Source organism: Chryseobacterium formosum, assembly GCF_026460885.1.
Lineage (GTDB): Bacteria > Bacteroidota > Bacteroidia > Flavobacteriales > Weeksellaceae > Chryseobacterium > Chryseobacterium formosus.
Genome location: NZ_JAOVZW010000013.1, coordinates 288,271 through 302,651 on the forward strand (window position 1 = coordinate 288,271; position 14,381 = coordinate 302,651).

Genomic DNA, 14,381 nt, shown 5'->3' on the forward strand with positions numbered 1-14,381 from the left:
TATTACGTTTTATTGCAAAATATTGTATATTTGTTGCTATAATTTATAGCAATGTCAATTTTTTCAGAAAACATCAGATTTCTAAGAGACAAAATGAAAGCATCCCAACAAAAGGTGGGTGATGAAATTTCGATCACTCGAGGAAGGTATGCAACATATGAAGATGGGAGGTCGGAACCGCCTATTGAATTGTTGGTTAAGCTTTCCAAATACTATAAAGTGAGCATTGATTTGCTGCTGACCGTTGATTTACGAAAGTATCCGCTGGATGATGTAGTCAACCTTCCCAACAACAGAATTTTGTTGCCCATGAAAGTTGATCATACAGGAGAAAACAGAATTGAAATCGTTCCTCAAAAAGCAAGTATGGGATACCTCAGCGGGTATAATGATCCTGAATTTGTGGAGGGACTACAACACCTTTCACTCCCTTTTTTAAGAAACGGAAAGTTCCGTGCGTTTCCTGCAGATGGCGATTCCATGCCACCTTATAATGACGGAACTTATATTGTAGGAAAATATCTTGAGGATAAAAAGGATCTGAAAAAAGGAAAAACCTACATCTTTATCACGAAAGACGGTATTGTTTACAAAAGATATTCCAAGCAGAATGATTCGGGAAGTTTTGTTAGTTCTGACAATTCTTTCTATGAACCTTATGAAATCAAATGGTCAGAAGTCTATGAAATCTGGGAATTTGCATGCAGTATTAATACTCAGGAACTGCGCATTGAAAACCTAGAATATCAGGAAATCAGAAGTATGTTTGAAGAGCTCCGATCGGAGATTAGAAGTTCTAATAAAAATATTCAATAAGAGATGTATTTTATAGTACATATGAAAAAAGCTTTCCTGTTGGGAAAGCTTAAAAACACAAATGATGAAAAAATTCCCATTGTGGGATAGTCAAAAGTAATAAAAATAGTTAATAAAACAATGGGTCAACTCAGTTTATTTAGCGCAGAAGAATTTTATGATTTTCCAAAAGATTTGTTGGAATTCAGAGAGCATTTTTTGACGGCAGAAGAATCGGATCGACTTTTTTCTCAACTTTTGGAACATACTCCTTGGAAACAGAAAACTCAGACTATGTATGATAAGAAAGTATTGACTCCACGTCTGACAGCATGGTATGGTGACAGTGAAAAGTCCTACAAATTAGGAGGAAGTGAATTCGAGGTAAATGCCTGGACGCCTGAATTATTGTCTTTAAAGAAAAAAATTGAAGAAGTTTTTGGTCATGAATTTAATTCAGTCTTACTCAATTTATATAGGGATCACAATGATTCTGTGGCATGGCACAGGGACAAGGAAAGCAGATACGGTGACAGACCGGTCATTGCATCACTCAGCTTGGGACAGACCCGAAAGTTTGACTTTAGAAAACTGAATCATCATCAAAGCAGATACAGCATTCCACTTCCACATGGTTCTTTGCTTTTGATGAAAGGTGACCTGCAGGAAAACTGGGAGCATCGTATCGCGAAGTCTGCTTTGTATATGAAAGAGCGAATTAATTTGACTTTTCGCTTAGTGAGTGAACTGTAATATCATAAAAAATAAAATAATAGTTAAATGTCTATTTCGTACTACGATTTTAAAAATCTACCCATGCAATCTCAATGCGAATTGGCTTTGGCCAAAGGAAAGGTCATCAGTGAAACTTCTAAGGATGGACTAAAGTTTGTACTGTATGAACTGTCAAGTTTTTCAGTTGAGATTGTATATAAGACTATCAATAACAAGATAGAAAGTCTAAGCGTCTTTCAGAATAAAGGAACTCTATGACAAATAAAGTAATTTTAATTTGTCTGCATATCAGAAAAAGTGTGATCCGGATCACATGAAAATAGTGATTTAGATCCTGTGCTTAAAACACAGATAAATTCCAACTTTGTAATACTAAATTAAATAGATATAAAAATGAGCAAAAAAGTTTTATTCGTACTTACGAGTCACGATGAATTAGGAAATACAGGTTTAAAGACAGGGTTCTGGACTGAAGAATTGGCTGCACCCTACTATGCATTGTCTGATAAAGGCGTAGAAATTACACTGGCATCTCCAAAGGGCGGTCAGCCACCCATTGATCCGAAAAGTGAAGATCCCTCAGCCCAGACCGATGCAACACGAAGAATGGATGATGATCAGGTATTAAAGGACAAATTAAAAAATACACATCAGTTATCGGAAGTAAAAAGTGAAGACTTTGATGCGGTATTTTATCCGGGCGGACATGGTCCTTTGTGGGATCTGGCGGAAGATAAAGTTTCGCAGCAGCTTATAGTTGATTTCTATACCAATGATAAACCTATAGCATTTGTGTGTCACGCTCCCGGGGTTTTGAAAGATGTGAAAATAGACGGTGAGTATCTGGTAAAGGATAAAAATGTGACTGGATTCACCAATACAGAGGAAGAGGGGGTGCAGTTAACTGATGTTGTTCCTTTTCTGGTAGAAGATATGCTGAAGAAGAATGGTGGAGTGTACAGTAAAATCGAAGATTGGAGTCCCTATGCTATAGTTGACGGAAGATTGATTACGGGACAAAATCCTGCTTCTTCTGAAAAGGTGGCTGAGGAACTTTTGAAGCTGATTTAGTTTTTTTCCAAAGGATCAGACCTGGAAGTTCGACTGTAAAATAATTCTATTCTTTTTAGGAAAATTGGGATAATCAGGTCTTTTTTAAAATACAATTAACCCCACCATTCACCTTCAAATGTATTTAGTTTTCATGATTTTGCAAAGGAAATACTTTTATAAAGGTTTTCATGGTTATTAGTTTTTATCCCCATATAATTTGGGGATTTTTTTATTTCTATAGCAATTAAAATGTTGTAGTAGTTGAAGTCAAAAATTAGAAAGTGACAGGCGTTCTATATTCTTTTAAAGTATAGGTAATTGTTGCATTCAGTTTTAAAACCAACTTTTTCAGTATTGTAACACTTCTATTTTATTTAAATTCAATTAGCAATACCTTTGCTTATCAAGCTTTTTTAAAACGACAGTCAATCACATGGACGATCAAGAAGTCACATATCCGATCTATTCGCCAGCCTCAGTTATTGGAATCTTCAGTAATGCCTTGAAGCTCAATGCTACGGTCAATCTGATCTATCTGAAAGGCAGATATGCTTTTGGTGGTGGTAAATCCTATGGGAATTACTATTATGACCTTCTGTTCTCAGAAGGTGATCACACTTCGATAGGGATTCGTATTTCTTCTTTGCTCAGGAGTAAAATCACGAATAATGAGATCTACACACTCAGGGGGTTCATTGAGAAAAACATTAAAAATTCTTCGATAGAGCTTCGTTTTGTGGTTGATGAGATCATTCAGCAGGAAGAAAAATCCATCTCCGAAGAAGAACTGGAAAGGTATGGGCTGATCCAGAAAAAACTGGAGACAGGATCAAAAGACCTTGAGACCTTGATCAGGGATAAGATGCTCAAAGATGAAAAGGTCAGGGTCGCTAACATTTATGGAAATAATGCGATTGTCCAGAAGGATTTTTTCGAAGGACTGGATGTTTCAAGAAAGTATTTTGATATTTCAGATCACAGTTGCAATATCACTTCGTCAACAGCGATCATTTCCAAACTGAAAGAAATTTCAGCTTTGGATTATGACATTGTTGCCCTGGTCAGGGGAGGAGGTGACCGACAGAGTATGGAAACCTTCAATGACCTGAGCTTATCCGAAATATTCATAACAATGAAACCAATTACTGTTACGGCTATCGGTCACACGGTAGATGAAACATTATTGGATAAACTGGCCGACAAGCGTTTTCATTTACCTCACGATTATGGCGCTGGATTGCATACCATTGCTGAAAAATTATCACACGAAAGGTCGAATTCAAGGGCTCTGCTCATTGATGAGGTGAAAAAAGATGTGACGAAGCAGTTTTCAGAACAGGTGGAAACCTTGGAAAAACAGCTGAAGAAGAAAAATGAGGAGTTTACTGAAGCCCAGAAAACTTATAAAGAACAGGTAGAGAACCATAACAAAACCTTTGCAGAACAGCTAAAGGTGAGAAATGAAGAATTCCAAAAGCTTCAGGTGAGTTCTGGCAAACAACTGCAAGATCTTCAGAAGAATTTCCAGGAGCAGCAGAAACAACGCCAGACAGAAATGGAAAGCTACAAAAAGGAGATCGCTGTTTTGCACGAGAAGAATGTCCAGTCCGCCATCAATGAAAGGACAGCTTCCCTTAAAGTTGATCTGGAAACTTTGAAACAGGAAAATGCCAGGCTAAATCAGGAAATCCAAGGCAGCAAAACCAATTATGTCAAGATCTTAATCGCATTTCTGGTGGCATTGATCATTGGGTTTATCTTAGCAAAACTTATATAATGGAAAAAAGTATCAATTGGTATAAACCATTATATTTGTCTCCAATTTAAATTTATCATACTATGAAAGAACTAATCGAAAAGATCAATGCTGAGTTTGAGACATTTTCAACTGAAGCCAGCCAACAATCTGAAAAAGGGAACAAGGCTGCTGGTACAAGAGCAAGAAAAGCAGCACTTGAACTGAGTAAACTATTTAAAGACTTCAGAAAAGTTTCTGTAGAGGAGTCGAAGAAATAAGATTTAAACAAATAAACTAAACCCCGCTTTAAAGCGGGGTTTAGTTTATTTGTTTAACACTTTAGCATGATATGCAAAAGAGCGCAAATGACAGGATGGGAGGTAAGTAATTAAAATTTATACCGAAGACCGAAGACTGTTAAAATATTTTGAAACGTTTCTTAATTTAATATTTATCGTCAGTTATCGAAGGTTCTGTAAAAATATATTTCAGACGGTTGCTCCATCTTTTTAAAATCTCTTTCCGTTCATCATCTTTAATGCGTTCAATGGAAAAATATATTTCAGACGGTAAAACAGAAAAGCCGACAAATTCGAGAATTCCTGTCTGAATAGGATGTAAAATCTGATCGGTGCTGCCATATTTGGCTGTTATGTAATTCTTATCTGGACCGCCTGTGGTAATCGATAACAGGGCTTTTTTACCTTTGAGCAAACCGTTGTTATAAATTCTACCGTTGTCATAGAATTTTCCTATTGCAAAAACCTTATCGACCCAACCTTTCAGTATCGCAGGAACAGAAAACCACCATAACGGAAATTGCCAGATCATCAGATCGCACCACAGTACTTTATCTTGTTCTGCTAAGATATCCTCCGTAAAACCATTGTTTTCGTAAGCAAAACGTTCTTCAGCCTGCTGACTGAAATAGGCTGTATTTTTTACAGTCGTGAAATTTTCTCTGTCAGAAACAGGATTGAAATTCATTCTGTATAGGTCGGACATTTGTACTTCGTGTCCATTTTCTTCCAGTGTTTTTATAGCTTCCTGATACATGGCAGCATTAAAACTTTGAGGTTCCGGATGTGCGATCACAATTAAAATTTTCATTGCCTTTATTTATTTAGATATGTTAATTTTGAACTATCATAATTATAGTTGCAAAACTAATTTTAGTAATTTATATTTGCAATAACTATCCAAACAGATAGGTCTAAACAGCAGTGGAATGAAAACAGAATGTATTGGCGATCATGTGAAATTGAAAGATAAGTCTTATCCTTGCACGGTGAGTCTCACAATGGATCTGGTTGGCGGGAAATGGAAAGCCGTCATCCTGTACCATTTAAAGGATGAAGTTAAAAGGTATAGCGAATTGCGTAAGGAAATACCGTCCATTACGGAGATGACCTTAAGCCTGCAGTTAAAACAACTAGAGAAGGACGGACTTGTATCAAGAAAAGTATATGGTAAAAAGCCACCTGTAAAAGTAGTATACAGCTTAACAGATTTTGGGAAGAGTTTTGTTCCTGTCCTGGAGGCAATTACCCAATGGGGTAATCAGGTCGTGAGCGAAAAGGGTGAGTTTTTGACCAATGGTGCAGGCTAAGTTATTGCATACTTTGGTATATGCAATATCCCTATTTTTAACCAATGCTGATGCAGGAAAGTCATTAGCTAAACATATTTTCGGGTTGCAATTGCAAATTTTTAAAGCCTAATTGAAACTCAATTGTTTAAGTTAATTTGTAATAAATTGATTAAACTTGAAAAAACAATCTAATTGTTTTTTCAAGTTTAATCCTAGAGTTGCTTCTTTTTTGTAGCATCATTTTCGTCGGCTCAGATTCTACTATTTGTTTGGTCATGTTAACATTACGCAATGGATTGATTAGGGAGAGCCGGTTCTATGACATCTGTAAATTTGATCGAAATTGCTGCGCAGTTTTTAACTTCAATGGTAAATTTTCTATGATGATTTTGTAAATAATCTCTGATGTTTTCGGTTGTGATTTGTAGCATCCATATTAGGAAGTTATTATGGATAGGTAATTGCCGGGAATTATTCCAGATTTTGGTAAAGGTTTTTTCCAAAATATCTGTTGAATATTTTTCTGACAGACCTGAATTCAGTAAAAATCCATATAAAATAGGACTGTAAAAATCATATATATAATTGAATTCTGTAGTTTGTCCTGTTTTAAGTAACAGAAATAGTTCGGTTTCGGAATATTGTAGTTGCTTGATTTTCATGACTCAAAGAAGAGTGTTTTAACTTTGCTAATATTTACAGACCCCTCTTTTCAATCACTAAATTCTTGCTGTTACGGTTCACATAGCAAATGCTGTGCTAAAATTTAATTAACTAAGTTTAAAGCTCTAATAGATAATGAAATTAAGTTTCGGAAGAGAATCTAATGCCATTACCAGAAATTTTTTATTCCCTTCAAATAATGACTGAAATATTTCAATTTTAGAAATTGAAATAAGTATTACAGTATTTTTTTTAAGGATGTATCTAAAATTTAGTACTTTATATTCCGGATTTTGATTTTCGAAATAGTAAATGCTTTTGACTTTAAACCAAAGAAAATAGATAACCAGTACAATGTCTACAACTTTATCTTCTTCAAAAATAAAGATAATTTCCTCATGGAAAATATTAAATTTATATACACGGAAGAACCAAATAAAGTCATCAGATTTTCTTAAAGGTTGACCAAAAAATGAACTGATCTCATCTTTTGACTGATGAAGATGTTTCTCAACCAACTTTTTCAGTTTTACAATATTTTTATCCACAAATATTAATAATTTAATTTAAGGAATCTTTCAGTTGTGCACAAGTGAGTTTCTCCCAATTTTTAACATTGATATTTTCATCAGTACAAAATCTATCATAATAAAGATTTTATATAGGTCCAGATTATACAAATGGTAACTATTCAGATGTATATTATTAGCACAAAATTAATTGTTCAGATAATACTTAAAATTAAAGATTGGTGACTGCTAATACGACCATATAAAATTAGGATAGTGATCTAACTTTTGAAATGAGTAATTACTGTTTGCAATGGATATCAAACTGTTTTGAAAAACAGTATTATTTACCAAACCTTTACAAACTTCCTTTTTGGAAAGGTATATACCCAGAGGAATGCCGATGTTGTTTTGGAGGTGATTCAAGTCATTTACATCCATTCTATTTTTTGATTCGGTATTCTGAGCAATTGAAAGGATTTCTGAAAGATCTATATTATGCCTGACAGAAAGTTTTTTTACGGCATCGAGAAACTTTTTATTTTGTGGATATTGTAACATAATTGATGGTTTAAGGTTTTTACCCTTCATACTATTTTAATGCCAATTTACAATTACGATGTCTATATAAATATAAAGTGAAAAAATAAATTTAGTAAAATCAAAAACAGCATAACTTTATCTGCTTTAATAAAAATTAAGTGATATAATAATTTGATATGAGTAAAAATAACAATTTTTTGATACTGTTTTTTTGCGGACTTTTACTTCCTATAAAAAGTTATGGTCAGAAAGACTCAATTAAAAAATTCTCTTTGTTAAATCCTGTTCCAAGTTCTCAACTGAGAGAAATGGAGACTGATCGTCCTGGTGTAACAGAATCACCCTATACTATTGATGCAGGGCATTTTCAAGTTGAGAATGATCTTGGAAGAATAATGAGAGAAAAATCAGAATCTCATCAGATCAATACATTACTTATCAATCAAATGAACGTAAAAGTGGGACTAACCAATTCTACAGCAGTTCAAATAGGTTTTCAAACTTATGGAAGACAAAGCGAGCGAAAAATTGATTCCGATGAAAAAATAATAAAACACGGTAACGGTGATCTTACACTAAGGATCAAGCAAAACCTGATAGGTAGCGATAGTGGTAAATTTGTAATGGCAGTACTGCCTTATATTAAATTTGCTACCTCAAACTATGAAGATAGCAGATTTGAAGGTGGACTGATTATTCCTATGAAGTACAAGCTTCCCGAGGAATGGAGGAGCAAGATATACTTCTAAAGTAATTTTTTTATCGATTTGTTATAAATACAGTAAGGCTGTCAAAATTCCGGCATCTTTTTAAACTCATTATCTTTTATTAACTGTTCTATTTTTTCTGTGTGAAAATATCATATAAATGAAGATCATTTGATTTCTTTATTTAAGAATACTTATTCCCGGATTTTGAATTTTCTCTATATTGGATCAATACATACAAAATCAAAGACCTCCTGTAGGAAGCCTTCGAAACACCAAATCACAAAATATTAATATGAAAAAATTTACTATAAAGCTGTTGCAGTATAAATAACTGTTTGCGTATACGTTCCCGCTGGTTTACCTAAGATGTCTGAAGAAGATGATTTCACTGCAGGAATCATGTAATCCAAATTCAGGGTTAATGCGCTTCCCAGTGGAGCATTTGTTACTAAATTTTGATCCGTTGCAGATAAAACAACCGCGTTTTTTGTTCCACCCATTGTTCCGGAAGCTGATGCTGCTTTGATCGTCAAAACATTTACTGGGATTAAGTTGGTTCCATTCATAAAATTAGTACCCCCTGCTTTTACTTTAACGTTAAAGTTCTTCGTTGAAGTAACTTTCAAAGAGTTGGCTTTAGTAATGGTTTGATCAGAGTTATAGTCTGCTGCAGTCGCATAGTTAAAGTCAACCGTATTACCGATTGCTGTACTTCCGGCATCGATGGAGATCACATCGTTCAGGGTAATGTTTACGGTTGTTGTAGCGGTTGTATTTTGAGCTTGAACGTTGTTAGTTCCTAATATGGTCGCTCCGATAGTTAACATTGCGATTGCTATTTGTTTTGTCATGATCGTATGGATTTTATTTCTATTCTTGTTTAATTGTTCTGTTTTGAACACTACAAATCTACAGCGGCAATAAAGTTTTCTTTGTAGTTGAAAATGGAAGTTCATGTAATAAAATAACTACACGGTTTATTTAACTTAAATAGAAAGCCCCCCAACATTGGCTAAGTGTTGAGGGCTTATTTAAATTGCAGTTATTGCTATTATAAAGCTGTCTCAATATAAATTACCATTATTGGAAACCCAGGTCAGTTAATGGTTAAAATTAATTGAAATTCATTATTCATTTACAGCATTAAGGGCGTGAATTCCCTGTTGTTTAATAAGAATGGTGATATCATTACAACTATTTACTTTGCAGTACAAGAAAGTTTTTGAACACAAGAAGCGGGGATTTGAACACATGCTCGGAATTATTATCATCAAAAAAGTAGAAAATGGATATCCGGTAACAATAGAGTATGAACTGCTTCCTTATAGCTGCACTTTGGAAGAAGTGGTCGCTGCGATGACAAAATGGGGAATGCAACACCGTGAGAAAGTGAAGGCTGAAATGTCATTCGGCAAGTCAGAGAAATAGTTTAAAATAATTAAAACTTTTAATTAAGTCCTAATTATTTTTCTGCTGCCATCATTTTATAACGCCTGCCCAAATGTAATCAGGTTACTGTCCGGATCCAGTAATGAGAACTCTTTCTGACCCCACGGTCTATCATCCAGATCGCCTGCCGGATGGATCTCAATATTTTTTTTGAGACACGTTTGATAAATCTCATTAATATCTGAACATCGTATATAGATCTGACCATAGTTATCAGTAGGAATGAGATCTTTAAATTCAAAAAAATGGATCTCTAAATGATCTTTTTCCAACATCAGATAACCTTTAAAATCATTTTTATTGGACGTAAAACCTAATTTATTATAAAAGGTTCTGGTATTTTCCTTATTTCGCATCGGTAGTTTTGGAATAATTGCTGTCATCTTATTTTTTCTTCAAAAATGATGATAATACTCTGAAACCACACTTGATCGAAATCAAAAAGAGACATTCGCTCTTATTCGGCTTATGGTTTCCGGTCTTATTTTGAGATAGGATGCGATCATCGAGAGTGGAAATGTCTGAATCAGCTGAGGTCTTGTTTTAAGGATATAATTATACTTCTCTGTCGGAGTCATATTTTCATCGTAGAAACTCAGTTTTGGATTCGAAATAAGAAGCTTGTTGAACTGCAGAAATTTATTGGAAATAACAATAAGTTTGTGAAGACTTTCAAGGGTCAGCTCAATCACTTCGGAACTTTCAAATGCCTTAATCGTCGTTTTTGCAGGCTTCTGATTGACGAGGCTTTCCGGATTGAAAACCCATTCATTCTCGAGATGAAGATCTGTGATGATGTCCTCTTCACGAATAGGATTATAGTAAGATTGGTAAAATGAGCCTTTAACAATGAAAAATATGGATTTTAAAACATCACCTTCTTTGCATAGAACCGCATTTTTATCCAGGCATCTTTTAGAGATATTTTTATTGAATAACTGTACTTCAGCATCAGAAAAATCAGCAAATTCTGCCAGCATGGTTGGATGGTTTTAATATGACCAAATATATAAAAGATTTCAAATCTTTCAGTAGCTCATAACGTCAGACGCTTTTAATCAGCGATAAATATTTTCTTCTTGGCAATATCAATGGTCAGAATATGACCCAGCCAGTCAATGCTGGTTTTTCCTTCATAGATCAGTCCGACAATAAAGGCGGCGTCTAAGTTTTCCACTTTTCGTAGTTTATTTGTTGTATTTATTGTTGACAGTTTTCCAATATAATAATTATTTTCTTTCTTAAAATCACTTTTAATAGGAACTGCTTTAAAATCTGCTTTGTTCAATTTCAAAGGTTCCATCAATTTTGAACTGAACCAAAATGAATTTTTTCCGGCACCACTGTCCAATAAGGTTTGAATCTTTAAATGGTCATTTAATTCGACATACGTAAAAATATCGATGGCTTTCCCTGCATAATCTGCTATCTGGATATCAATGCTTTTTTCACCTTTTGTAGTTCGACCGAAAAGGATTTTTTTGTTGTTATAGTCAATCGTGATAGGTGTATTTCTGAAGGGCTGCAATGAGATCATCCCGTCAATATCTCCAAATTCCAGATCTACAATTGTGTATTGCTGATCACTAAATCCTCTATTGTTGATCTCCATACTTTTGGCGTTATAGAGGTCTACGTTCAATTCTTCACCGGTTGCTCTGTGCCCGACAAAAAAATTGTTGGTCTTTTCATTTTTAATTTTATTGGAAAATTTAGTGAAAATAGCATTCAGACCCGCTCCGGTATCAAGAATGAATTTTCCTTCTACGCCATTGATCTCTGCTTTGATGATAATGTGTCCGTTATTATTGAGTTCAAATGGAATCTGTGCATTTGTTTTTAAGGAAAATACTAAAAATATAAGAAAAATGCTTGTTGTGAATATTGATCTTTTCATGAATTAATTTTATGGTTGTGATAAACTGCAAGATACAACTTTGGTTGTTTTATCTTTTTATACTAATTTCTTTGTGGAAAGTTATCATCAGAGATTTAAAATTTAAATTTCTGATGATCTCAGATGTATTATTTATTCCGGCTGAATAATGACAAACCGCACTAAAGGAAATTCATCTTTTATATGTCCACGAATGCGTTGTATGGCCTCGGTGATCTCTTCTGTATCAAGATGCTCTTCAAAATCGATGATGAGCATCAATACGACTTCCTCAGGAGACTGATAAGTGGAGAGTATATTTTTTGTTCTGACCACAGCACCATCTTTTTCAGCCAGCTTTGCTATCTTTTCCCTTGTTTCGGGGGCTATCCCTTCACCCATCAATAAGCTTCTGCTTTCCCTGGCAAGAATGAAAGAGACAAATACCAGGATCAATCCTACAATGATTGATGCAAGCCCATCCAATTCCGGAATCTGAAATGAGTGGCTAATCCCCATCAATATCATCACCACGATCAAACCGGCCACTGCCGCACCATCTTCGAAAACGACGAGAAAGCTTGCAGGATCTTTACTTTTGATAATGGCATCCCACCATTTCATACCGTTACGGGTCTTATTAAATTCTTTGACGGCTATAAAGAGGGAAGTTCCTTCAAAAATTAGGGAAAGCACTAAAACGATGTAGTTCCAGAACGGATCTTTCATCACTTCAGGTTCTATGATGTGAGAAATTCCTTGGTAAATAGACAGGGCACCACCCAGACCAAATATCAAAATAGAAACAACAAAAGACCAGAAATAGAGTTCCTTGCCATAGCCGAAAGGATGGGATTCGTCTGCCGGTTTCTTGCTCCTTTTCAATCCATATAATAATAACAGCTGATTGGTTGTATCAACTGTCGAATGAATACCTTCAGAGATCATGGAGGAGCTGTTTGTAAATGCTCCTGCGATGAATTTAGTGAGTGCTATTAAGAGATTGGCTGCAAGTGCACTGTAAATTGACTTATGATTGTTGGCCATTTATTATAGAAGTACGTAGAAGATTATTTTAATAGTTCGGCTTGTGTACAAATCATTTTATAATTTGCTTTTAAGTTTTTAACTTCATTCTGGAAATAATACGCTGTCTATGGATAAATCCCCAATCTGCAATCGTATTGGTTAGTTGTTTCAGTGATTTTCCGTAGTCTGTTATCTGGTATTCCACTGCAACAGGTGCTGTGTTCAGGACATGACGATTGATTAATTCATTTATTTCAAGATCCTTTAATTCACGACTGAGCATCTTTCCGGAAATACCTTTCACCTCTTTCAGCAATTCAGAATAGCGCATTGGCTTGTAGCACAGACACGCAATAATGGACATTTTCCATTTTCCGTTTAAAATTTCCATTGTATCACTAATTGCCAATATTTTTTGGCTGCAATCCTTAACTAAATCAAATTCTTGTTCCATACCGTTCACCTGGTTACCCGTTTGTCACTATAACTTTTTGTCACTTAGTTACAAAGGTACATATTGAAAATATAACTTTGCCGATCTAATTTATAAATAACAAAAAAATGGACCTAATCAAAAATTTACAATGGCGTTATGCGGTCAAGAAATACTCAGGCGAATCAGTTAGCGAAGACAAAATAGACCGGATTATCGAAGCCATCAATCTCACCGCCTCGTCCTGCGGAATACAACCTTACCGACTGTTTGTCATTACCGATCCTAAGGTAAGACAAAGATTGGGAGAAGGATCATTCAATGCCCAGATCCATGCTTCTTCACATTTATTGATTTTTGCAGGATTCAATGAAATAACCGCTGATTACATCACAGAATATGTTGCGATGATGGAACAACAAAGAGATTTAAAAAAAGGAGGGTTGAAAATGCTGGAAGATACATTGATAAGCTATTTCTCTACCAAGACGCCCGAACAAAATGGGATCTGGTCGGACAAACAAGCTTATATCGGTTTGGGAACAGCTTTGATTGCGGCGGCAGAACTTAAAGTGGACTCAACGCCTATGGAAGGGTTTGATCCGAAATTGTTTGATGAAGTGTTAGGCTTGTCAGAAAAGGGTCTTCATGCCTCGGTTATCATGTCATTGGGCTACAGAGATCAAGTTAATGATTTTCTAGCTTCAGTGCCGAAAGCCCGATTACCAATCGATGAATTTTCGACCAAAATAAATTGAGATAAATATTAGAAATTGGAAAGAATTTTAGTATTCTAACCCCTGAAAATTATTGACTAAAAATAGAAGCCCTGACATTTGTCGGGGCTTATTTGTACTGTCGATGATTGAATATAACAACGGTGCCAGGAGTACCTCCTAATCCAAGATCAATTCTTCCTGGATACAATTGCGCCAGAGTTGCAGACTGCTCAGAGATAAGAAGAGCTGAGTGGTTAGGAAGTATTATTCCTCCGGAACCAACCATTATTTTATCGGTATTCTCAGCGACATATCCGATTAAAACTGATGTTGCACTGCTTCCTACAGATTCTGAATTATGATGTTCAGCAAACCAATATCTTATATAATTGTGCTCTTCTGCGACCTGTGCCAGTCTGAGAGAATTATTTAAACTCTTTTTATAGCTGATGTTTTGAAATAAAATAGCCAGTTCAAGAATAGAATATGATATATTTTTCATGTAGCACAAATTTACTTGAAAATCGCTATAAAAAGT

Annotated in this window: 21 protein-coding genes; 10 read left to right on the forward strand and 11 right to left on the reverse strand. The window is 35.0% G+C overall.

Annotation, left to right across the window (positions count from 1 at the left end; translation table 11 throughout):
• The first annotated feature begins 51 nt into the window (after window positions 1-51).
• The 6 genes from OF897_RS11865 to OF897_RS11890 all read left to right on the forward strand — a co-directional run bounded on the left by OF897_RS11865 (window position 52) and on the right by OF897_RS11890 (window position 4,599).
• A complete protein-coding gene (locus OF897_RS11865) occupies window positions 52-816 on the forward strand; it encodes an XRE family transcriptional regulator (protein ID WP_267265897.1) in 765 nt (254 codons plus the stop codon).
• Window positions 817-936: 120 nt separating this feature from the next.
• Window positions 937-1,548 (forward strand): alpha-ketoglutarate-dependent dioxygenase AlkB family protein, encoded by a 612-nt coding sequence (locus OF897_RS11870; RefSeq protein WP_267265898.1) that lies wholly within the window; start codon window positions 937-939, stop codon window positions 1,546-1,548.
• Window positions 1,549-1,575: 27 nt separating this feature from the next.
• Window positions 1,576-1,788: a hypothetical protein gene (locus OF897_RS11875; protein WP_267265899.1), complete on the forward strand. Its 213-nt coding sequence runs from the start codon at window positions 1,576-1,578 to the stop codon at window positions 1,786-1,788.
• Window positions 1,789-1,923: 135 nt separating this feature from the next.
• A complete protein-coding gene (locus OF897_RS11880) occupies window positions 1,924-2,601 on the forward strand; it encodes a type 1 glutamine amidotransferase domain-containing protein (RefSeq protein WP_267265900.1) in 678 nt (225 codons plus the stop codon).
• A gap of 415 nt (window positions 2,602-3,016) precedes the next feature.
• Window positions 3,017-4,360 carry an exodeoxyribonuclease VII large subunit gene (locus OF897_RS11885; protein WP_267265901.1) on the forward strand — a complete coding sequence of 448 codons (1,344 nt, stop codon included), beginning with the start codon at window positions 3,017-3,019 and terminating at the stop codon, window positions 4,358-4,360.
• Window positions 4,361-4,422: 62 nt separating this feature from the next.
• Window positions 4,423-4,599, forward strand: coding sequence for a histone H1 (locus OF897_RS11890; RefSeq protein WP_201134300.1), 177 nt, complete (start codon window positions 4,423-4,425; stop codon window positions 4,597-4,599).
• Window positions 4,600-4,765: 166 nt separating this feature from the next.
• Here the strand turns inward: OF897_RS11890 and OF897_RS11895 are convergent, their stop codons facing one another.
• On the reverse strand, window positions 4,766-5,431 hold the full coding sequence (locus OF897_RS11895; RefSeq protein ID WP_267265902.1) for an NAD(P)H-dependent oxidoreductase: 666 nt from the start codon (window positions 5,429-5,431) through the stop codon (window positions 4,766-4,768).
• A 118-nt stretch (window positions 5,432-5,549) separates the two neighbouring features.
• Here OF897_RS11895 and OF897_RS11900 point away from each other — a divergent pair, with 118 nt between their 5' ends.
• Window positions 5,550-5,930 (forward strand): winged helix-turn-helix transcriptional regulator, encoded by a 381-nt coding sequence (locus OF897_RS11900; protein WP_267265903.1) that lies wholly within the window; start codon window positions 5,550-5,552, stop codon window positions 5,928-5,930.
• Window positions 5,931-6,196: 266 nt separating this feature from the next.
• On the opposite strand, the gene OF897_RS11905 is transcribed toward OF897_RS11900, so the two are convergent.
• The 3 genes from OF897_RS11905 to OF897_RS11915 all read right to left on the reverse strand — a co-directional run bounded on the left by OF897_RS11905 (window position 6,197) and on the right by OF897_RS11915 (window position 7,675).
• Window positions 6,197-6,574, reverse strand: a complete 378-nt coding sequence (locus OF897_RS11905; protein WP_267265904.1) for an RNA polymerase sigma factor — start codon at window positions 6,572-6,574, stop codon at window positions 6,197-6,199.
• 126 nt (window positions 6,575-6,700) lie between these two features.
• Window positions 6,701-7,123, reverse strand: a complete 423-nt coding sequence (locus OF897_RS11910; RefSeq protein ID WP_267265905.1) for a hypothetical protein — start codon at window positions 7,121-7,123, stop codon at window positions 6,701-6,703.
• A 210-nt stretch (window positions 7,124-7,333) separates the two neighbouring features.
• Window positions 7,334-7,675 carry a hypothetical protein gene (locus OF897_RS11915; protein WP_267265906.1) on the reverse strand — a complete coding sequence of 114 codons (342 nt, stop codon included), beginning with the start codon at window positions 7,673-7,675 and terminating at the stop codon, window positions 7,334-7,336.
• Window positions 7,676-7,803: 128 nt separating this feature from the next.
• On the opposite strand from OF897_RS11915, the gene OF897_RS11920 reads away from it, so the two are divergent.
• Complete coding sequence (locus tag OF897_RS11920) at window positions 7,804-8,376, forward strand: transporter (protein ID WP_267265907.1); 573 nt, start codon at window positions 7,804-7,806, stop codon at window positions 8,374-8,376.
• A 266-nt stretch (window positions 8,377-8,642) separates the two neighbouring features.
• On the opposite strand, the gene OF897_RS11925 is transcribed toward OF897_RS11920, so the two are convergent.
• The gene (locus OF897_RS11925; RefSeq protein ID WP_267265908.1) at window positions 8,643-9,188 is read right to left on the reverse strand and encodes a peptidoglycan-binding protein LysM; all 546 of its coding nucleotides are present in this window, start codon (window positions 9,186-9,188) and stop codon (window positions 8,643-8,645) included.
• A gap of 352 nt (window positions 9,189-9,540) precedes the next feature.
• On the opposite strand from OF897_RS11925, the gene OF897_RS11930 reads away from it, so the two are divergent.
• Complete coding sequence (locus OF897_RS11930; protein ID WP_267265909.1) at window positions 9,541-9,765, forward strand: winged helix-turn-helix transcriptional regulator; 225 nt, start codon at window positions 9,541-9,543, stop codon at window positions 9,763-9,765.
• 56 nt (window positions 9,766-9,821) lie between these two features.
• Here the strand turns inward: OF897_RS11930 and OF897_RS11935 are convergent, their stop codons facing one another.
• The 5 genes from OF897_RS11935 to OF897_RS11955 all read right to left on the reverse strand — a co-directional run bounded on the left by OF897_RS11935 (window position 9,822) and on the right by OF897_RS11955 (window position 13,082).
• Window positions 9,822-10,142: a VOC family protein gene (locus OF897_RS11935; RefSeq protein WP_267265910.1), complete on the reverse strand. Its 321-nt coding sequence runs from the start codon at window positions 10,140-10,142 to the stop codon at window positions 9,822-9,824.
• Between the two features lie 81 nt (window positions 10,143-10,223).
• Window positions 10,224-10,766, reverse strand: coding sequence for a Crp/Fnr family transcriptional regulator (locus OF897_RS11940; RefSeq protein WP_267265911.1), 543 nt, complete (start codon window positions 10,764-10,766; stop codon window positions 10,224-10,226).
• Window positions 10,767-10,840: 74 nt separating this feature from the next.
• Window positions 10,841-11,683: an aspartyl protease family protein gene (locus tag OF897_RS11945; protein WP_267265912.1), complete on the reverse strand. Its 843-nt coding sequence runs from the start codon at window positions 11,681-11,683 to the stop codon at window positions 10,841-10,843.
• 132 nt (window positions 11,684-11,815) lie between these two features.
• The gene (locus OF897_RS11950; RefSeq protein WP_267265913.1) at window positions 11,816-12,709 is read right to left on the reverse strand and encodes a cation diffusion facilitator family transporter; all 894 of its coding nucleotides are present in this window, start codon (window positions 12,707-12,709) and stop codon (window positions 11,816-11,818) included.
• Between the two features lie 70 nt (window positions 12,710-12,779).
• Window positions 12,780-13,082, reverse strand: coding sequence for a winged helix-turn-helix transcriptional regulator (locus OF897_RS11955; RefSeq protein WP_267265914.1), 303 nt, complete (start codon window positions 13,080-13,082; stop codon window positions 12,780-12,782).
• Between the two features lie 170 nt (window positions 13,083-13,252).
• Between OF897_RS11955 and OF897_RS11960 the strand changes: the two genes are divergently transcribed.
• Complete coding sequence (locus tag OF897_RS11960; protein ID WP_267265915.1) at window positions 13,253-13,882, forward strand: nitroreductase family protein; 630 nt, start codon at window positions 13,253-13,255, stop codon at window positions 13,880-13,882.
• An 88-nt stretch (window positions 13,883-13,970) separates the two neighbouring features.
• Here OF897_RS11960 and OF897_RS11965 read toward each other — a convergent pair whose 3' ends face one another.
• A complete protein-coding gene (locus tag OF897_RS11965) occupies window positions 13,971-14,345 on the reverse strand; it encodes an LLM class flavin-dependent oxidoreductase (RefSeq protein WP_323809053.1) in 375 nt (124 codons plus the stop codon).
• Between the last annotated feature and the right edge of the window lie 36 nt (window positions 14,346-14,381).